17 protein-coding genes are annotated in these 19,672 nt (G+C 51.9%); 8 read left to right on the top strand and 9 right to left on the bottom strand.

The window, feature by feature from the left end; translation table 11 throughout:
• Positions 1 to 14 precede the first annotated feature (14 nt).
• The 3 genes from QQZ17_RS00840 to QQZ17_RS00830 all read left to right on the top strand — a co-directional run bounded on the left by QQZ17_RS00840 (position 15) and on the right by QQZ17_RS00830 (position 2,249).
• On the top strand, positions 15 to 410 hold the full coding sequence (locus tag QQZ17_RS00840; protein WP_046486574.1) for a DUF423 domain-containing protein: 396 nt from the start codon (positions 15 to 17) through the stop codon (positions 408 to 410).
• On the top strand, positions 403 to 1,503 hold the full coding sequence (gene rlmM / locus QQZ17_RS00835; protein ID WP_152402390.1) for a 23S rRNA (cytidine(2498)-2'-O)-methyltransferase RlmM: 1,101 nt from the start codon (positions 403 to 405) through the stop codon (positions 1,501 to 1,503). Before QQZ17_RS00840 ends, rlmM begins: the two co-directional genes overlap by 8 nt.
• Positions 1,504 to 2,081: 578 nt before the next feature.
• Entirely contained in the window at positions 2,082 to 2,249 is a 168-nt protein-coding gene (locus QQZ17_RS00830; RefSeq protein WP_061075167.1) for a YhfL family protein, read from the top strand.
• Positions 2,250 to 2,833: 584 nt separating this feature from the next.
• Here QQZ17_RS00830 and fucR read toward each other — a convergent pair.
• From fucR to fucI, 4 genes are all read right to left on the bottom strand, one after another.
• Positions 2,834 to 3,544, bottom strand: a complete 711-nt coding sequence (fucR, locus tag QQZ17_RS00825; RefSeq protein WP_152402392.1) for an L-fucose operon activator — start codon at positions 3,542 to 3,544, stop codon at positions 2,834 to 2,836.
• A 42-nt stretch (positions 3,545 to 3,586) separates the two neighbouring features.
• On the bottom strand, positions 3,587 to 4,009 hold the full coding sequence (fucU, locus tag QQZ17_RS00820; RefSeq protein WP_152402395.1) for an L-fucose mutarotase: 423 nt from the start codon (positions 4,007 to 4,009) through the stop codon (positions 3,587 to 3,589).
• A 10-nt stretch (positions 4,010 to 4,019) separates the two neighbouring features.
• On the bottom strand, positions 4,020 to 5,417 hold the full coding sequence (fucK, locus tag QQZ17_RS00815; RefSeq protein WP_152402397.1) for an L-fuculokinase: 1,398 nt from the start codon (positions 5,415 to 5,417) through the stop codon (positions 4,020 to 4,022).
• Positions 5,418 to 5,523: 106 nt separating this feature from the next.
• Positions 5,524 to 7,299, bottom strand: a complete 1,776-nt coding sequence (fucI, locus tag QQZ17_RS00810; RefSeq protein WP_152402399.1) for an L-fucose isomerase — start codon at positions 7,297 to 7,299, stop codon at positions 5,524 to 5,526.
• A 478-nt stretch (positions 7,300 to 7,777) separates the two neighbouring features.
• On the opposite strand from fucI, the gene QQZ17_RS00805 reads away from it, so the two are divergent.
• From QQZ17_RS00805 to fucA, 5 genes are all read left to right on the top strand, one after another.
• Positions 7,778 to 9,277, top strand: coding sequence for a sugar ABC transporter ATP-binding protein (locus QQZ17_RS00805; protein WP_152402401.1), 1,500 nt, complete (start codon positions 7,778 to 7,780; stop codon positions 9,275 to 9,277).
• Positions 9,278 to 9,280: 3 nt separating this feature from the next.
• Positions 9,281 to 10,264 carry an ABC transporter permease gene (locus tag QQZ17_RS00800; RefSeq protein ID WP_152402403.1) on the top strand — a complete coding sequence of 328 codons (984 nt, stop codon included), beginning with the start codon at positions 9,281 to 9,283 and terminating at the stop codon, positions 10,262 to 10,264.
• Between the two features lie 73 nt (positions 10,265 to 10,337).
• On the top strand, positions 10,338 to 11,288 hold the full coding sequence (locus QQZ17_RS00795; protein ID WP_046486542.1) for an ABC transporter substrate-binding protein: 951 nt from the start codon (positions 10,338 to 10,340) through the stop codon (positions 11,286 to 11,288).
• Between the two features lie 141 nt (positions 11,289 to 11,429).
• Positions 11,430 to 12,428: a LacI family DNA-binding transcriptional regulator gene (locus QQZ17_RS00790; protein WP_152402405.1), complete on the top strand. Its 999-nt coding sequence runs from the start codon at positions 11,430 to 11,432 to the stop codon at positions 12,426 to 12,428.
• Positions 12,429 to 12,485: 57 nt separating this feature from the next.
• A complete protein-coding gene (gene fucA, locus QQZ17_RS00785; protein ID WP_152402406.1) occupies positions 12,486 to 13,133 on the top strand; it encodes an L-fuculose-phosphate aldolase in 648 nt (215 codons plus the stop codon).
• Positions 13,134 to 13,197: 64 nt separating this feature from the next.
• Here the strand turns inward: fucA and xni are convergent, their stop codons facing one another.
• From xni to queF, 5 genes are all read right to left on the bottom strand, one after another.
• Entirely contained in the window at positions 13,198 to 13,953 is a 756-nt protein-coding gene (gene xni / locus QQZ17_RS00780) for a flap endonuclease Xni (protein WP_152402408.1), read from the bottom strand.
• A gap of 154 nt (positions 13,954 to 14,107) precedes the next feature.
• On the bottom strand, positions 14,108 to 15,475 hold the full coding sequence (gene sdaB / locus QQZ17_RS00775) for an L-serine ammonia-lyase II (RefSeq protein ID WP_152402410.1): 1,368 nt from the start codon (positions 15,473 to 15,475) through the stop codon (positions 14,108 to 14,110).
• 60 nt (positions 15,476 to 15,535) lie between these two features.
• Positions 15,536 to 16,825, bottom strand: a complete 1,290-nt coding sequence (locus QQZ17_RS00770; protein ID WP_046486535.1) for an HAAAP family serine/threonine permease — start codon at positions 16,823 to 16,825, stop codon at positions 15,536 to 15,538.
• Positions 16,826 to 17,332: 507 nt separating this feature from the next.
• Positions 17,333 to 18,697 (bottom strand): nucleotide 5'-monophosphate nucleosidase PpnN, encoded by a 1,365-nt coding sequence (ppnN, locus tag QQZ17_RS00765; RefSeq protein ID WP_152402412.1) that lies wholly within the window; start codon positions 18,695 to 18,697, stop codon positions 17,333 to 17,335.
• Between the two features lie 112 nt (positions 18,698 to 18,809).
• Positions 18,810 to 19,658: an NADPH-dependent 7-cyano-7-deazaguanine reductase QueF gene (gene queF, locus QQZ17_RS00760; RefSeq protein ID WP_152402414.1), complete on the bottom strand. Its 849-nt coding sequence runs from the start codon at positions 19,656 to 19,658 to the stop codon at positions 18,810 to 18,812.
• Positions 19,659 to 19,672 lie beyond the last annotated feature (14 nt).

Here is a 19,672-nt window from a genome sequence, read left to right as displayed (position 1 = left end):
CTTAGGGTATTACCATGACCAGCCGTTTTATGCTGATTTTTGCCGCGATCAGTGGCTTTATTTATGTCGCTCTGGGGGCTTTCGGTGCGCATGTCCTGAGCAAAACCCTCGGTGTGGTTGAAATGGGCTGGATCCAGACCGGCCTGCAATATCAGGCGTTTCATACGCTGGCTATCTTCGGGCTGGCGGTGGCGATGCAACGCCGGATCAGCATCTGGTTTTACTGGAGTAGTGTTTTTCTTGCCCTGGGCACGGTGCTGTTTAGCGGTAGCCTGTATTGCCTGGCGCTGTCTCATCTGCGCCTGTGGGCGTTTGTTACCCCTGTCGGCGGCGTCAGCTTCCTGGCAGGTTGGGTGCTGATGTTAATTGGCGCCATCCGTTTGAAGCGTAAGGGCGTAGTTCATGAATAAGGTTGTGTTGTTGTGTCGCCTGGGCTTTGAAAAAGAGTGTGCCGCCGAAATTACCGACAAAGCAGGGCGTCGGGAGCTTTTCGGTTTTGCTCGCGTCAAAGAGAACGCGGGCTATGTCATCTATGAGTGCTATCAGGCAGAAGACGCCGAAAAAATTATCAGCGAGCTGCCGTTCAGTTCACTGATTTTTGCTCGTCAGTGGTTTGTGGTTGGCGAGTTGCTCCAGCATCTGCCACCGGAAGACCGCATTACGCCGATTGTTGGCATGTTGCAGGGCGTGGTGGAGAAAGGCGGCGATCTGCGCGTGGAAGTGGCCGATACGAATGAAAGCAAAGAGCTGATGAAGTTCTGCCGCAAATTTACGGTGCCATTGCGTGCCGCGCTGCGCGACGCTGGCGTTCTGACGAATTATGAGACGCCGAAGCGTCCGGTGGTGCACGTCTTCTTTATTGCGCCAGGCTGCTGCTATACCGGCTATTCCTGTGCCAGTAATAACTCGCCGTACTATATGGGCATTCCGCGCCTGAAGTTCCCGGCCGATGCGCCAAGCCGCTCGACGCTGAAGCTGGAAGAAGCGCTGCACGTGTTTATTCCGCAAGATGAGTGGGATGAGCGTCTGGCAAACGGGATGTACGCGGTGGATTTAGGGGCCTGCCCCGGCGGCTGGACCTATCAACTGGTCAAACGCAATATGTGGGTGTATTCAGTCGATAACGGCCCGATGGCGCAAAGCCTGATGGATACCGGGCAGGTCACCTGGCTTCGCGAAGACGGCTTCAGGTATCGCCCCAACCGCAGTAACATCTCGTGGATGGTGTGCGACATGGTTGAGAAGCCGGCGAAAGTGGCGGCGCTGATGGCGCAGTGGCTGGTCAACGGCTGGTGCCGGGAAACCATCTTTAACCTCAAGTTGCCGATGAAAAAACGCTACGAAGAGGTTTCGCAGAACCTGGCCTATATCCAGGCGCAACTCGACGAGCACGGCGTGAATGCGCAGATTCAGGCGCGTCAGCTGTATCATGACCGTGAAGAAGTGACGGTGCACGTCCGCCGCCTGTGGGCAGCGGTCGGTGGGCGTCGCGACGAGCGCTAGCGTCTGCTTTTGTCTTTTGCCAGAGTAACCACAGCGCCGTCAGGCGCTGTTCTTCCCATCAGTATTTCTTATTTTCATCAGCATTAATCCGGCCTGAGAATGGGACACATCAATATTAGTATCATTAAAATGCTAATTATTTACTTTGGCAGGTATAATTAATACCCTAAAGATAAAACGCTGGTTTGTGTAGTTTTGAATGGACAAAACACTGAATGTTGCCATGGAATAAGATATTCATGTATCCATCAAGGAATGTTATTAGACTGATAGTCATATAAACGTCCAAAAACAGATAAAGTCGATAATGTTTATATTGTCCTAATTTTCTTTTATGTATTGCGTTCGTCAGAGCTTGTTGATAATAATAGTTGCACGTTTTCCCGGTCAGGTTTGTTATCTGAACGAAAAACAGCAAAGCTGACATTGTATTGAATGTGAATAATCGTGGTACTCTGGATTTTTTGATGTTAAGGATAAAACGTAATGTTAAATTCCATAATATGGCAGGTTAAATTGCCAGGGCTTAATGGCTAAAAACGTTAGGTTGGCATCATTTTTTATACCAAGGAGACAACATGTCAAAGGTAATTAAATTCTCGCTGCTTGCTATTGCTATCTCTGTGATTTCTGGTTGCACAGGTAGTGTCTATAACAAACAAAAAAATTGTGATTACGATTATTTGTTACACCCGGCAATTTCTATTTCTAAGATTATTGGCGGTTGTGGTCCTGTAGATCAGTAATCCTTTGTCTGAGCCAACCGCTCTGGTTGGCTCAGCATCTGTCTTACCCACGTAAAGTCAGCACACTCTGAGAAATCATTCTTTTATCCAGCAGATCAATGCGTAAGTACCACGTTACTATGACACAGTAAAAACTCAACTTTTGCCTGAATATCATTGATTGAAACCGATGATGTGAAGAAAAGGGTGACGTGTTATAATTTCGGTCTAATGACTTAATTATTCATCTCGTCTTGTCAGCGAAGAGAAATATTGACGGAATCTGTTTTATCGGGGAGATGAAGGCGTATTTCACCTTCCGACAGCCATTCCACACGCCAGGCCATTACCTCTGTTGAACCCACACGATCTGGGGTTGCAATCAAAAAGAAGATTGTTATCTTTATGTGTTTTTAATGGTTTTTTTCTTGCTTTGTATTTTACAGAGGAGTTGAGTTAATGAACTATTTTAATTTATTATGTTAAATAATAATTTTGTGGTTAATTATTCTTATGATTGTTTCTGGCGCGATAGATGATATTGTCAGGGACATTGCCACTGTAGCGAGAGCAATGACTTTTATTTGTTGAATGTGATGACCTGATTACATCGACGTACTGTCCGACACAATATGCGTTACGTCATCCAGATGCCCGAGTCGGGCTTCTCCTGAGCGATTGAATTTACTCTTATCGATCAGCAATAACGACTGCGACGCGCGTTTCAACAGGACCGATTTGAAATCGGCGTTAAAGGTGCTGGAATCCCATAGTGCGCCGCCGCCGTCGATCCCTTCGCAGGAAAAAATAAACAGGTCGACCTCAAGGGATTTGAGCTGCGAAATGAGCGCAGGATTGACGTAACAGCCATGCTTGCGCTCGAGTCTGCCGCCGGAACTGATGAGCTGAATATGCTGGCGCTTACCGAGTTCCTGGCAAATGGGCTGGCTGTTGGTAAAGACCTGTATATTGATATCCGGCAGTTGCCGAGCCAGATACCAACAGGTAGAACTGGCATCCAGCGCAATGACCATGCCTTCTTCAATCCAGCTCAACGCCTTTCTGGCGATATCGGCTTTATGCGCGTAATGGCTCTTCAGGCGCATATGAAAGGGATCGCCGCTGTCCGGATTTTCCCGCAGGATCCCTTTCGCGCGCCCGTGGTTGCGCAGTATTTTTCCTTGAATCTGCAGTTCGCTGAGATCGCGGCGGATGGTCTCTTTACTGACGCTGAGCTGAACGGCCAGTGTCTCGGTGGTCAGGCTTTTATACTGACTGAGCAGATCCACGATCGCCTGCTGACGTGCCGCTTTCATCTCTTATCACCTCTCAATCAAATGCCCCAACCGCGATTGAGATTACGGTGTTACCCCTTTTTTTAAAAGAATATTCCCATACTTTGCGCACTCGCCGGTGATGACAATCGCAAAAGCCTTTTGCGCACGCTCGTAGAAGGCGAAGCGATCGATACGAGTAATCTCCGGACACGGCGTCTGTGCGGAAAGTGCATCGCGATAGCGCGCTTCAACGCGCGGGTCGAGCGTGTCGCCTTCGACGGCAGCCATCATGACCAGCGGTGGCGCATAGCTGTCGAGCTCAAACAGCGGGATCACGGCTCGCAGCAGGTCGCTGACGCTGAGACCATCGGCACGGATCACCTGCGGTCCCATGCTGTGCGCCGGGAAGTGCGCGTCTGAGAAAATAATTTCATCGCCGTGACCCATTTGCGTCAGAACTTTAAGCAGTTCTGGTGAGATGAGAGGAGAAATGGTTTTAAGCATATATATTCCTTTACTCTGTGCGGGGATAGAAATAACGGTACTGGTAGCGCACCTGTTCTCTGGCCTGCTGCGGACTGGAAAACGCGCCGATGCCATACCAACCGTACATCGCCGCGCCGGCAACGGTGGTTTCCGCGTCATCCAGCACTTTGATAGAGATCTCAAGAGTATTGGCCTTGATCTGATTCCACAGCGCATTGCGGCTCCCGCCGCCGACCAACAGCAGTTCCGTCGCGCTGAATTGACCAATTTTTTCCAGCGTATGCAGGTTATGTCGCAGTTGCTCCGTTAATCCTTCCAGCGCCGCGCGATAGAAATGCGCGCGGGTGGTATTGAGCGTAACGCCTCGCCAGCCTGCGTTTGCAGAAGAGAGCAGTTCGCACTGCATCTGCACGCCATCGGACCCGGCAGGAATCGCTTGCGCTTGTGCAATCAACGTTTGCCAGGGGGTTTCGGGTGTCCACAGCAGCTTGCGCACCCATTCAAGTACGCCGGAAGCAAGCCACTGCATCCCCGGATTATAAAGTCCTGACTGGCTGTCCAGTTCACAGGTTGAACCCGCATGTCCGCTCAATAGCGACGTATCAACCCTCGCGCTACGCACCATCAGGATCTCCCACGTGCCGGAAGAGAGAACCGGTTCGTCTTGCTCCGCGCCGGCGCCAAACAGCGCAAACTGGGTATCGTGTCCGGCGGAGATCACGGGAATTCCCGGCGGGAGACCGAGTATCGTTGCCATAGCAGGCTGTAGCGAACCTGTCTGTTCACCCGCCTCTACAAGTCGCGGGAAGAGCCGTCGCGGCAGTCCTGTGGCCTGTAAAATATCGGTACTGAAATCCCGCTGCTGGATATCCAGCATCTGGCTGGTGCCAGCCATGGTGATGTCAGTGGTGAATTCGCCGGTCAGACGATGATTAATGAGTGAAGAGATAAACAGCCAGGCGTGGGCCCGCTCCAGCAGCTGTGGGTAATTTTCTTTAAGCCATATCAGCTTGTACAGCGTGTTGAAGCTAAATGCGCCGACGCCGGAAAGGGTCTGAAGTTGACGCGGCGACATAAAACGACGGATGTTTTCCATCACCGAGGCGGTGCGTGGGCATTTCCAACTGATGATGGGGTAGAGTAACTCGCCGCGTTCATCGACCAGCGCGCCGTCAACGCCAAAAGTGGTGACCGTGATGCCGCGAATCCGACAGGCCGAGAGTTCAGCGGATAGTTTCTGGCAGCATTGTGCAAAACGTTGCAGGATGGCATCCAGCGACCATTGGTGCCAGGCACTGTTTTCTACGGCAATCTCGCTGGCATTGGCAACCGCAGCACGGGCGACAATGTGTCCCTGACGATCGACGGCAATGGCCCGCACGTTTGTTGCGCCGCAGTCGAGAACCAGGATGATTTCATTTTTCATTATGACTCCCGTTGCCGGATGGCACTGCGCTTATCCTGTCTACACGTTGTTTACCCGTAGGCAGGATAAGCTGTCTCAGCGTCGCCATCAGGCAATTGCGCAATGCTTAACGTTTATACAGTGGCCCGTAGTTCTGACAGGCGCGGTAATCCTGGCCTTCTGTATCCATACCGTGCGCGGCCCAGGCGGAGGGGCGGTAAATTTTCGCCTCTTCCACGTTGTGCATGCAGACCGGAATGCGCAGCATGGCGGCGAGGGTGATAAAGTCTGCGCCGACGTGGCCGACGGTCAGGACGCCGTGGTTCGCGCCCCAGTTAGCCATCACGGAATAGACGTCGGAGAATGGTCCTTTACCGGTAAGGCGTGGTGCAAACCAGGTGGTGGGCCAACTGGAATCGGTGCGTTTGTCGAGGGTGTCATGCACCGCTTTCGGCAGTTCGACGCTCCAGCCCTCTGCAATTTGCAGTACCGGCCCCAGACCTTTGATGATGTTCACGCGGGTCATGGTGAACGGTACGCCGCCTTCAGTCAGGAAGCGTGATGAATAGCCGCCGCCGCGGAAATATTCATGGATAGCCGGACACCACTCTGTGGCCGCCAGGCAGGCGTCAGCCTCCTGCTGTGTCACCTCCCAGTGCGGTTTCACCGTCGGTTTTCCTTCGCTGTCGCGCTGTTTACAGGTACCATCCAGCGCGGCGGAACCGGAGTTGATCAGATGGATAATGCCGTGTTCTGCACGTCCGGTCAGCGCTTGACCCGTCACACGTTCAACCGCTTCTGGCGACCAGTAGGTACGCACATCGGCAAAGACCTGTGCGGTGCCGGTCAACTGATGTCCAAGCAGCATGGCGACGCCGTTCAGACTGTCGTTTTCGGTGGCGACCACAAATGGTTCGCGCACGCCGTTCCAGTCAAACGAACTGTTCAGCAACGCTTCGGCGGTATCGCCGTTGGGGTATTGATCGGTCCAGTGACGTTGCCCCTGAAAGCCCGCGGCAATCGCGTTATAGCCGAGTGACTCTTCCACGCGTCCCTTTTCTGCCAGCTTAGGGTTCCCTTGCATCATGTCGCGAATGCACATTGCCATCAGCAGGCTTTCCCGCAGGATCGCCCGGCTTTGTTCGGCGTTACGCTGATACTGTTTAGCATTTTTATCTTCGCCATAGCGGAAGTGTTTATCCGCCCATGCCAGCGCCATTTCCAGTTCAGCTTCGTCATAGATTTTTTGATCGATGCGGCGACGCAACTCGGTCATATCGACGGACTGGACCTTCATCCCTAGCCAGGACTCAAAGAAATGATGATCGACGATGGAACCGGCGATCCCCATCGACACCCCGCCCAGAGAGAGGTAGCTCTTACCCTTCATGCTGGCGACGGCAAGTCCTGCCCGGGCGAAGCGCAGCAGTTTTTCCTCAACATCGTCCGGGATAGACGTATCGCCGGCATCCTGTACATCCTTGCCGTAGATGGAGAACGCAGGGATCCCCTTTTGGCTATGCGCCGCCAGCGCCGCAGCCAGGTAAACCGCGCCCGGGCGTTCAGTGCCATTAAAGCCCCAGATGGCTTTCGGACGTAGAGGATCCATATCGATGGTTTCGCTACCGTAGCACCAGCACGGCGTCACGGTGATCGTCAGACCGACATTCTGACGACTGAATTTTTCCTCACAGGCGGCGGATTCCGCCATTCCGGCAATACAAGTGTCGGCAATAACACATTCAACCGGCGTGCCGCAGGCGTAGCGCAACTTCTCCGTCAGCAGGGCTGCAGTCGCCTTTGCCATATTCATCGTCTGTGCTTCCAGTGATTCACGAACGCCCATTCGGCGTCCATCAATGACCGGACGAATACCAATTTTCGGTAGGCTGATCTTCTTCATTCGGGGTTCCTCATCTCACGTATTGGCGCGCTGCTCAGGCGGATGAAAAGAGCACCACCGCAGCAGGCGGCTGAAACAGATAAAATTGCTAACTCGAGTTAGCTTAGATATTGGTGTGTTTTTTACACAACTTTTTTCTGATGGGATTGTGAGTGGCTTCACGAGAAGTGGTTAAAATTCGATCTGCATCAAATAATTCAGAGGCAGTCAAATTTATTAAAATATTTAAAATCAAATAATTAGAAATAAATGTCTGTCCGGTATCACAGTTTTAACCCAAATGATTTGGCTATTTTTGGTGGCTAAAATAGCTTTAAAAGGGCAAATCGCTAACTCGAGTTAGCAATATCTGGCAACATATCGACGTGACGTATACGTGTTTTCAGGAAGTATTCACATTCATGGTGACGCTCGCTCCCTGAGAATGCACTTCGCCTGATTCACTGCCTGCAGTTTCTGATTATTGAGGAAAGCAGCAATGTCCGAAACATTTTTACAGATGAATCATATAACCAAACGCTTTCCCGGCGTATTAGCGTTGAGCAATGTGAACTTTACTCTTCGCAAAGGCGAAGTGCATGCGCTATTAGGCGAAAATGGTGCAGGAAAGTCCACGCTAATGAAAATTTTATCCGGTGTTTATCAACCGGATGAAGGGAATATTATATTTGAGGATCGTCCTGTGTCATTCAGCGATCCGCTCAGTGCGAAAAATGCCGGGATCACTATTATTCATCAGGAATTTAATCTCTTTCCGGAATTAACCGTGGAAGAAAATATCTTTATTGGCAGAGAGTTTTGTAAAAATAACCGTTGGCGACTGGATGAAAAGCAACAGCGACAGGCGGCAAGCGAGATTTTGCAGAAATTAAACCTGAATATTTCGCCAGAAACGCTGGTGGCAGACCTGACGGTGGCACAACAGCAGATGGTGGAAATCGCGAAAGCGATATCCGTCAATGCCAAAATCCTGATTATGGATGAACCTACGGCGGCGCTGACGGAAACGGAAATAGAAAGTTTATTCCAGGTGACCCGGTTGCTTAAAGCACAGGGAACCGGGATTGTCTACATCTCGCATCGTCTGGAAGAACTGGCGCTGATTGCCGATCGCGCGACGGTTATGCGCGACGGCCAGTACATTGATACCGTTGATTATGAAAACGTGAAGATAAGCGACCTGATTGCGATGATGGTCGGGCGTGAATTGGGAAACATCTATCCTCGCCGCGAAGCGCGGGCACATCAGGAACCGGTGCTGGAAGTCAGCGGCCTCACGCGCAAAGGCGTTCTCAATAACATCGACTTTACGTTGAATCGGGGAGAGATCCTGGGTTTTGCCGGTTTGATGGGCGCCGGGCGTACGGAACTGGCGCGGGCCATTTTTGGCGCCGATCCTATCGACAGCGGGACCATTACGCTGAACGGCAAGGTCATTGTGATAAAGAGTATTTCTGACGCCATTGCGCAAGGTATTAGCTATTTAACCGAAGATCGCAAAAAAGAGGGGCTGGCGCTTAATTTGTCCGTTGAGCGCAATATCATGTTGGGGAATTACCCTGAATACGCCGACCGTTTTGGTAACGTTGATTCGAAACGCTGCCAGCAAACCAGTGAAGAACAGGTCAGGGCGCTCAGAATTAAAACGCCGCACCTTGAACAGGCGGCCCTGAATCTGAGTGGGGGAAATCAGCAAAAAATAATTATTGCCCGCTGGGTGTGTAAAGATACCGATATTCTTATTTTTGATGAACCCACCCGGGGAATTGATGTCGGCGCAAAATTAGAAATCTATGAATTAATGAATCGTCTTGTGGCGAAAGGGAAGTCGATCATTATGATTTCCTCGGAATTACCGGAGGTTCTGGGCATGTGCGATCGTATCTTAGTCATGCGCAGTGGTCGTATTACCGGAGAATTAACTGCTGATAACGCCACCCAGGAAAAAATCATGCAATATGCGACGTTAGAGGATTAAATCATGACCATCTCTGTAACCTCTTCAGACAGCAATAATAAGAAAATAAAAATTAATAAAGAACTTTTAATGCGCCTTGCGCCGCTGTTCAGTTTGATTATTTTGGTTGTCTTCTTCAGTTTCAGCTCGCCGTTTTTCTTTAATACCGAAAATATTATGACGATTGCGCTGCAAACGTCGGTTATCGGCATTATGGCCATTGGCGTCACGTTTGTGATTATTACGGCAGGAATCGACCTCTCCTTAGGGTCGGTGGTGGCGTTTTCCGGCGTTGCGGTGGGCATCTGCGCGACACTCGGACTGCCCCTGCCGGTCTGCATTCTGGCTGGCGTGCTGGCCGGGGGATTATGCGGCTACGTGAACGGTTTGCTGGTGACCAAAATGACGATCCCGCCGTTCATCGCTACGCTGGGGCTGATGATGTCCGTCAGGGGAATCAACATGGTGATGACCGACGGTCGCGCCATCTATTTTGCCGATTACCCCACCTTTAAATTGCTGGCGCAGGGACGTTTATTCGATGTGCTGCCGTATCCGGTGTTCTATCTGGTGATTGTCGCCCTGGTTGCCGGTTACATCCTCAAGAAAACGGTGATTGGTCGCTACGTCTATGCCGTGGGCAGTAATGAAGTGGCGGCACACCTTTCCGGGATCAAAGTCCAGCGCGTCAAAATTTTTGTCTATGCCTTTTGCGGGCTGTTGACTGGTATTGCCGGGGTGATTCTGGCCTCGCGCCTGAACTCCGGTCAGCCAACGGTCGGTGTTGGTTATGAACTGGAAGCCATCGCGGCAGTGGTGATTGGCGGCACCAGTCTGATGGGCGGGATTGGCACCATCGGCGGCACCATCATTGGCGCATTCATTATGAGCGTATTGAAAAACGGCCTGAACCTGATGGGGGTCTCCCAGTTCTGGCAAATGGTTGCGATGGGGGTTGTGGTCGTCGCCGCCGTCTATCTCGATACATTACGCAAAAAGATTCGTTGATTTACGCTCCCGGCAGTCACGGGGAACACTGACCCTGACGTTAAGGGTGACACACTTACAACGGAGTACCACAATGAAAACCAGGCATTTTGTCTACGCGTTATCCCTGCTGGCGTGCATCACGTCCAGCGCGTTAGCGAAAGATTTGAACCTTCCGGTCATCAGTAAAGGTTTCCAACATGAATTCTGGCAAACCGTGAAAATGGGGACGGAAGCGGCGGCGAAAGAGTTGGGCGATAAAACCAGCTATGTCGGACCTGCGGACGAAACCCAGATTGCGGAGCAAATTCAGCTGGTTGAAAACGCCATGGCGCAAAAACCGAACGGCCTGCTGCTGGCCGCGCTGGATGCGAATGCGCTTGCTCCGCTGGTGGAAACGGCAAATTCACGTGGCATTAAGGTTGTCACCTTTGACTCTGGCGTGAACTCCGATATTCCAGTCAGCTTTGTCGCGACCAATAACCGTAAAGCTGGCGCTGAAGCGGCAGATGCGCTGGCGGCGCAGGTGAATAATAAAGGTAAGGTCGGCATTATCGCTCACGTCGCCGGAACGTCATCGGCGATTGAGCGCTCGGAAGGGTTTATCGCCCGCATGAAGGAAAAGTATCCGGATATCAAGGTGCTGCCCGTGCAGTACAGTGATGGCGATCCGCAAAAAGCGATGGATAAGACCATTGATATGATTCAGGCCAACCCCGATCTGGCTGGGATCTATGGCACCAATGAAGGCTCAACGCTGGGCGTCGCTAACGCTATCGACAGTCAGAATCTGAAAGGGAAGGTGAAAGTCATTGGTTTCGACAGTACCGAAGCCATTATTAACTTCCTCAACACCGGGGTTATCCAGGGCTTTGTCGTCCAGGACGCTTATCAGATTGGTTATCAGGGGATCAAAACCCTGAATGCCGCGCTGTCCGGGCAAACGGTCGCGAAAGAGATCGATATCCCGGTGAAATTCGTCAGCGCTCAGAACATCAATACGCCAGAAATTGACAAGCTGTTACATCCTTTCGGCAAGAAATAAACAGGCAGGGGGCGGCGTCTGCGCCCCCGCTTAGCTGGTGAGATCAACAGCGTGCGCTTAACCGACTGATGCGGTAAGACAAAAGTGTAAAATGCTTTTATGATTGTCAATTGACGCGTGGACGGTGACTGGGGCACATATATGGCTAAAACAGTAGAACAGATAGCCAGCGACCTGAATTTATCGGTGACAACCGTGAGACTGGTGCTAAACGGAAAAGCTGAACAGTATCGGATCAGCCTCAAAACGCAAACGCGTATTAATGAATATGTTGAGCGATATGGTTATGTGATTAACCATTCCGCCCGCAGTCTGAAGCTGAATAAAACGGATACGCTAGGTCTTATCGTACCGAATATTTCTAACGTCTTCTTTGCCACGCTGGCGGAGAAACTGGAGCAGCGCTGTCGCCGCTCCGGTTACCAGTTGATGATTAGCTGTACCTATGATGATGTCGATTACGAAAACAAAATAACTAAGGCCTTAATAGCCCGTAATGTGGACGGCCTGTTTATTGTCCCGTCGACGTTAGAAAATCAGCAGCATCATTTACGTCAGGTGAGAAAACCGATGGTATTGCTGGACCGTGATTTTAAGTACACGGATAACGCGCTGGTGGAAAGTCACAATATTTCAGGCGGTGAACAATTAACCCAAAATCTACTGGATGCAGAAAAGCTGCCGATCTGGTTTCTGGTCGGCGACACCGGTTTGCCGAGTATCAGCGATCGTCTGTCGGGCTATCTGAATGCGCTCAGTAAAAAAGGGATTCATCACCGCGACTGGGTGCGTGAAGGACCGGTGAATACCCCGGAAGGGGGATACCAGATCATGCAGGCGCTGATCGACGAAGTGGGATGCCCACAGGCGTTTATCGCCTCGTCGTTACCGGTGCTGGAAGGCGCGGTAAGAGCCATCCGCGACCGTTTTGGCGTCATTCCACCCGAGATCAATATCGGCACGTTCGACGAACATCCGATGCTGGGATTTCTGTCCAATAACGTGTGGTCAATGCAGCAGGACGAGAATGCCTGGGCGGAAAAAGCCTTCGCGATGATGCTCAATGCCATTGAAGATCGTCCCGTCCATGAGACGGTAAAAGTGGAAATGAAATTAATTAAGCGCTTAAGACAAAAATAATACGCGCGATAAAAAGAGCGTTATCAGTCATTGAACCGATTACCCCGGAGAACTGAGATGGAAAGAACTCGTTTATCTCGAGAAATTATCGAAACCTGTCTGGAAATGACGCGCCTGGGTTTAAACCAGGGGACCGCGGGAAATGTGAGCGCGCGTTATCAGGGCGGTATGCTGATTACCCCGAGCGGTATCCCTTATGAGCGAATGACCGAACAGATGATTGTCTACGTGGATAACGACGGCAAATACGAAGAGGGGAAATTACCGTCCAGCGAATGGCGTTTTCATCTGGCGGCTTATCAGACTCGCCCGGAGGCGAATGCGGTTGTGCATAATCACGCCATTTACTGTACTGCGGTGTCTATTCTCAACCGACCTATTCCGGCAATCCATTATATGATTGCGGCGGCGGGGGGAAATTCTGTTCCCTGCGCGCCTTATGCTACCTTCGGAACCCGCGAGCTCTCTGAACATGTCGTCGTGGCACTGAAAAATCGCAAAGCCACGCTGTTGCAACATCACGGTTTAATTGCCTGTGAGGCGAATCTGCAAAAGGCGCTGTGGCTGGCACATGAAGTAGAAGTGCTGGCGCAACTCTATATGAAGACGCTGGCGGTGGTGGATCCGGTGCCTGTGTTATCCGATGAAGAGATCGCCGTTGTGCTGGAGAAGTTTAAAACTTACGGATTACGCATCGAAGAATAAGCGGCGGAGAGTCCGTCGCTGTTTGTGTGTCGGGTCAGACGGTCTGCGCCATCTGGCCCTGACACTACCGCGTCAGGCGTAACTGTTGCAGGTTACCGTCAAGATGCAAATCGGTTTGCAAACGCGCGATATCACGGCACAGGAATGCCATCTCCTGGTGAGCTTCCAGTTTCTTGCGCCATTTATCCGGCACCTCATCCAGATGCGCGTAGAGACCTTCCAGCGTCTGAAACTGCACCAACAGTTGGGTTGCGCTTTTCGGGCCAATACCGGCGACGCCTGGCACTTTTGAACTGCTGATCCCCGCCAGTCCCCAGTAATCCGGCAACTGCTGCGGTTGAACGCCAAACTCTTTTTCGATGAACGGTGCGTCCAGCCAACGCTTCTGAAAGTAATCACGAATGCGTAAGGTTGGGGAGAGCAACTGGCAATAGCCTTTGTCAGTCGACACGATGGTGGCCTGATGGCCCGCTTGCGCAACTTTTACCGCCAGCGTTGCCGCCAGGTCGTCGGCTTCATTGCCGCTCGACACCCAACACGCGACGCCTCGCTGTTCGAAGGCGGCACGCAGGGCGGGCATCTCATCGTGCAGTTCGTCAGGCATGGGGGGGCGACCGGCTTTGTAGTCCGGAAGGCGTTGATGACGCCAGCCGCTGCTCCGCGCTTCATCATCAAACACCGCCACGGCGTGGGTGGGCTGACTGTGGACAATCAACTGATCAAGCGCGTGCAGACAGGTCTGCGCACAGGGCGACCCCTGAACGGCGTGGATCCGGCGAATTAAATTGAGCGCGTCGACGATGAGCAGATGGACAGCCACGGTGTTCTCCCTTACCAGTCAGCGTATAGGGTAACATTCACCGCAAATTGTGGCTAATGTCAGGAGTCAGTCCGTAGGTCTGATAAGCGTAGCGCCATTAGGTAAAACAAAGCCGGATAAGGCGCATGCGCCTTATCCGGCCTACAGGCAGGTCTTAATCGCAGGTGACAATCTTCATGGCCAGGCCGCCGCGAGAGGTTTCGCGATACTTGGCGTTCATGTCTTTGCCGGTTTCATACATGGTTTCGATGACTTTATCGAGGCAGACGCGCGGTTCACTGGTGCGACGCAGCGCCATACGCGCCGCGTTGACCGCTTTGACGGAAGCAATCGCGTTACGCTCGATGCACGGTACCTGAACCTGGCCCGCAACCGGGTCGCAGGTCAGACCGAGGTTATGTTCCATGCCGATTTCCGCTGCAATACACACCTGTGTCGGACTGCCGCCCAGCAGTTCTGCCAGACCGGCTGCCGCCATCGAACAGGCCACGCCGACTTCACCCTGACAGCCCACTTCCGCGCCGGAAATGGAGGCATTCATCTTGTACAGTGAGCCAATCGCGCTGGCGACCAGCATATAGCGCGCCAACGAGTTAGCATTCACTTCGCGGATGAATTTGTCGTAGTAGGCGAGGACTGCCGGCACGATACCGCAGGCACCGTTCGTTGGTGCGGTAACCACGCGTCCGCCAGCGGCGTTCTCTTCATTCACCGCCAGCGCGAACATGTTGATCCAGTCAACAACCGCCATCGGATCGGTGGTGGTTTTGTCACTGCTTACCAGCATACGACGCAGCGCCGCAGCACGGCGTGGTACGCGCAGTTTTCCTGGCAGTACGCCTTCGGTGGTGATGCCGCGCTCAATGCCGCCGCGCATCACGTCCCAGACGTTAGCAAAGTGCTGTTCCAGCTCTTCTTTGCTGTGCAATGCCAGTTCGTTTTGCATCATCAGGCCGGAAAGAGAAAGCCCGGTTTCCTGGCAGTGTTTCTGCAGATCGGCAGCCGATTTGTACGGATACGGTACGTTGACCGGCGCACTGTTCGGTAAACCGAAATGTTCTTCATCAACGATGAAACCACCGCCAATAGAGTAGTAAGTCTGGCTGTAGAGAACGTTATCGCCCGCCAGCGCGGTAATGCGCATCCCGTTCTCGTGCAGAGACAGGTTATCAGCATGGAAATTCATGCACTTATCAACCGGGAATTCGACTTCATGCTGCCCATTCGCCAGCAGCAGCCGCCCGTGGGTGTTCACATCCTGGATAAAGCCCGGGATGGCGTCGATGTCGACGGTATCCGGCAGATTTCCCGCCAGACCCATGATAATCGCGATATCAGTGTGGTGGCCTTTACCCGTCAGCGACAGGGAGCCATACACATCCACCACGACGCGGGTGACATCCGTCAGAATATTGCGGGCAATCAGGTCATCCGTGAAATGTTTGCCGGCTTTCATTGGTCCAACGGTATGTGAACTGGAGGGGCCAATGCCGATTTTGAAAATATCGAATACGCTAATCATAGGGCATCCATTGCGGTTATATCAGGGAGGAAGCGCCGCCCGAAAGCGGCGCTAAAAAACTTAGCTGAACAGGGAGTAGAAAATCGCGGAGATAGCAATCAGACCCATCACGACAACGAACACGTTGCTGATGTGACCGCTGTATTTACGCATTGCAGGTACTTTCTGGATAGCGTACATCGGCATCAGGAACAGGATCATCGCGATGATTGGACCGCCCAGGGTTTCAATCATACCGAGGATGCTCGGGTTCAGGGTGGCGACAATCCAGGTCGTAACCAGCATGAACAGCGCAGTGATTTTGTTCAGTTTGTTGATTTCGATGGATTTGCCTTTACCGCGCAGCGACTTAATCACCATACCGTTAAAGCCTTCACGCGCGCCCAGGTAGTGGCCGAGGAAGGATTTAGTGATAGCGATAATGGCGATAATTGGCGCCATCCATTCGATGAACGAGACGTTAAAGTGGTTCGCCAGGTAAGACAGAATTGAGATGTTCTGTGCTTTTGCCGCCGCCAGGTCTGCCGGCGTCAGGCTCAGTACGCAGCTGAAGACGAAGAACATAACGGTCAACACCATCATGATGTGCGCGCAGGCCAGAATTTTGGAACATTTCTTCTCAGCACCCTGACCGTATTCTTCACGTTTCGCCACTGCGAAAGAGGAGATGATCGGAGAGTGGTTGAAGGAGAAAACCATCACCGGAATTGCCAGCCACAGCGTCATCCACAGGCCGTTGCCGGTTGACGCGGCAGTGTCAAAGGACAAGGTTTCCAGCGCCGCACCGCTCCACTGAGGGATCAGGTACACCGCCAGCAGCATCAGCGCCGCAACAAACGGGAACACCAGGATACTCATCGCCTTCACGATCATCTGCTCACCGAAGCGGACGATGGTCATCATACCGACAATCAGAATCAGCGACAGAATCGCACGCGGCGGCGCAGTCATTTGTAACTGGTGGGTCATGAAGCTTTCAACGGTGTTGGTAATCGCGACGCTGTAAACCAACAGAATTGGATAGATCGCGAAGAAGTAGAGCAGGGTAATCAGTTTACCTGCACCAACGCCAAAGTGCTCTTCAACCACTTCTGTAATGTCTTCGCCCGGGTTTTTGCCGGACAGCACGAAGCGAGTCAGACCACGGTGGGCGAAGAAGGTCATCGGGAAGGCGATAATTGCCATGATGATCAGCGGGATCATACCGCCGACACCTGCGTTGATTGGCAGGAACAATACGCCCGCACCGATAGCCGTGCCATAAAGGCCCAGCATCCACATGGTATCAGTCTTGCGCCATGCGCTTCGTGTTTCAGTCGAAGCAATCGTGCTGGTTTGAATGGTTTCCATCTGTTTCTCCTGGAGGAAGCTAAAAATCAGGAAAAAATTCCTGACAGTAAAACGAAATTCTTGCAATGACGATTTTTATAAAATTTTTAACCGTAGTAATTTGCGGGCAGAAAGATACATTTAACTAATGAATCTATCAGTGATCGCGATCCCAAATGCAATAATCCACTTCTAACATGGATATGTTTGGATCATTAGTCTGTTAAAAAAACATCAAAGCGAATTTACGCGCGCGAAGGCTAGCATTAACGACATATCAGCTGAAAGTATTGCGAGGTAGATGCGGAGGTTGCGTTGTAAAAAGCGTTGTTTTTGGTGGTTTATGATGACTAAGTTAAATTTAGACTGATAAAACGCGGTTGCATTAGGTGGGTAATCGTTTGCGTTGCGATAATTTTTGTATGATGTATTAGCTACCTTAATAAAGTAAAGACGTTATCTCTTTGGTAATTATAAAAAAAACGGGAGAGGCAGTAGCCGCTCCCGATTCATGAAACGCTTTACGCGTCAGGCGCTGATTTCGTAGCAGGGGATATAGGCGGTGCCGGGTAGCTTCATACGGTGCTGCGCGACAAAACCTTGCAGGAGATCGTCCATGCGACGCATCATTTCACTGTCGCCATGGATTTTGTATGGGCCAAACTCTTCAATGGCGCGGATGCCCATTTCCTTGACGTTACCCGCCACAATCCCGGAGAAGGCGCGACGCAGGTCTGCTGCCAGCACCTCAACCGGTTGGTCGGGATACAGCTTCAGGTTGGCCATGTTCTCGTGGGACGGTTCGAACGGCATTTGCAGATCCGGCGTGATACGAATCGACCAGTTGAAGCTGTAGGCGTCACCGGTGTCACGACGGTTCTCTTTGACCAGCGGCATCGCTTTTTTCATCAGACGCGCCACTTCTGCCGCGTCATCAATGATAATGCGGTAATGCGAGCGCGCGGCTTCTCCCAGCGTATGCACGATGAACTCATCCAGCACGCGGAAGTAGTCGGCACTCTCTTTCGGGCCGGTCAGGATGAGCGGCAGAACCTGATCTTTGTTCGCCGGGTTCATCAGGATCCCCAGCAAATACAGCAGCTCTTCTGCCGTTCCCACACCGCCCGGGAAGATGATAATGCCGTGGGCGATACGCACGAAAGCTTCCAGACGTTTTTCAATGTCCGGCATGATGATCAGCTCGTTAACCAGCGGGTTCGGTGGTTCAGCGGCGATAATCGACGGTTCGGTCATCCCAATAAAACGGCTGTCTTTATAACGCTGCTGAGCATGCCCCACCGCCGCGCCTTTCATGGGTGCTTCCATCGCACCTGGTCCGCAACCGGTGCAGATATTCAGCTCGCGCAGACCTAACTGCGTCCCGACGCGTCGGGCGTACAGGTATTCGTTTTCATTAATGGAGTGGCCGCCCCAGCAGACAACCATGTTTGGCGCTTCGCCCACGTGCAGCGCTCTGGCATTACGCAAAATAGAGAACACCAGGTTAGTAATGTGCACGGAGCTTTCGAGATCCAGATGCTGGAAACGACCCGCGTTATGAATCTGACCATTAACAAACAGAATGTCGCGCAGTACAGCAAACAGGTTTGCCTGTAGGGCGCGGATGATACGACCATCAACGAATGCATCTTCTGGCGGGTTGATCAGTTCCAGCTTCACGCCGCGTTCGCGACGCAGCACGTTAATGTCGAAACTTTCAAAGCGGGACAGCAGCTCTTTGCTGTTGTCAGTCAGACTGCCGGAGTTTAAAACGGCAAGCGAACAGTTACGAAACAGTTGATACAGATCGCTGCTGGCCGTGCGTTTAAGCATATCGACTTCCAGCTGCGACAACATGTCCATTGAGCCAAGCGGGCTAATATGTGTAATCAAGTAAACTCCTTATGGGACGCAAAACGTCATTCCCTGTAGATTACAATAGCCCTGGCTTATGACCTTTCACAACCTTGCGCGTGGAATCCGGCGCGCAAAATGGTGAAATAATTCACTGTCGAACTAATCTGCCGGTTGCCGGAACGAAGTTGGTGTTGCTTCGCCATGGATTAATATCCAGACCTCCACGGCGTGTATAGCGTGCATAAACACTCAGTTTCTCTGGCTGGCAGAAGCGTAGCAGGTCATTGAAAATGCGTTCCACGCACTGTTCGTGGAACTCGTTATGATGACGGAAAGAAACCAGATAACGGAGCAACTTCTCTCTGTCAATTTTACGTCCACGATACTGAATTTGTATGGAGCCCCAGTCCGGCTGATGGGTGATCAGGCAGTTTGATTTCAACAAATGGCTTACCAGCGTCTCTTCCACTACTTTTTCCCCGCTGGCGGCGGACTGCAGAGAGTCAGTGGTGAACTGGTAGTTGTCGATGTCGATGTCTTGAAAATCAATGCAGGTGCCGTGAAAATGCGCGACAGGTTGTCCTTCCAGTTCGTCGAGACGGTACAACGCCACGGTCACATCCCCTTCGGCACAGGCGCGCAGATCGTTTTCCAGCGTCTGTTGTACCGCCTCCCAGGAATCAAACCGCGTCTGGTTGAAGCTGTTCAGGTACAGCTTAAAGCTTTTGGATTCAATCAAATTAACGCTGGTGTAATCCAGTTCAACATGGCCTACCGCCACCTGCGGTAATCCTCTGGCATTCAGCCATGACAGTTCATACAGCGTCCAGATATCGGCACCGTGAAACGGCAGACTGCCTGCTTTTAATCCCAGCGGGTCGCGATTCAAACTGCGGGGTACACCCTGTAGCAGGCTGGGGTCGTAAAGATCCCGGTAATCGGTTGATTTACCGAGCGTCAGGCCGTCAAGAGCCTGATGGTTTTCATAAGAAGACATGTTTCACCGTCATA

Origin of the sequence: Citrobacter sp. T1.2D-1 (assembly GCF_950098555.1) — a bacterium.
Taxonomy (GTDB): Bacteria; Pseudomonadota; Gammaproteobacteria; order Enterobacterales; family Enterobacteriaceae; genus Citrobacter_A; species Citrobacter_A telavivensis.
This window is presented reverse-complemented; position numbering and strand designations above follow the sequence as displayed.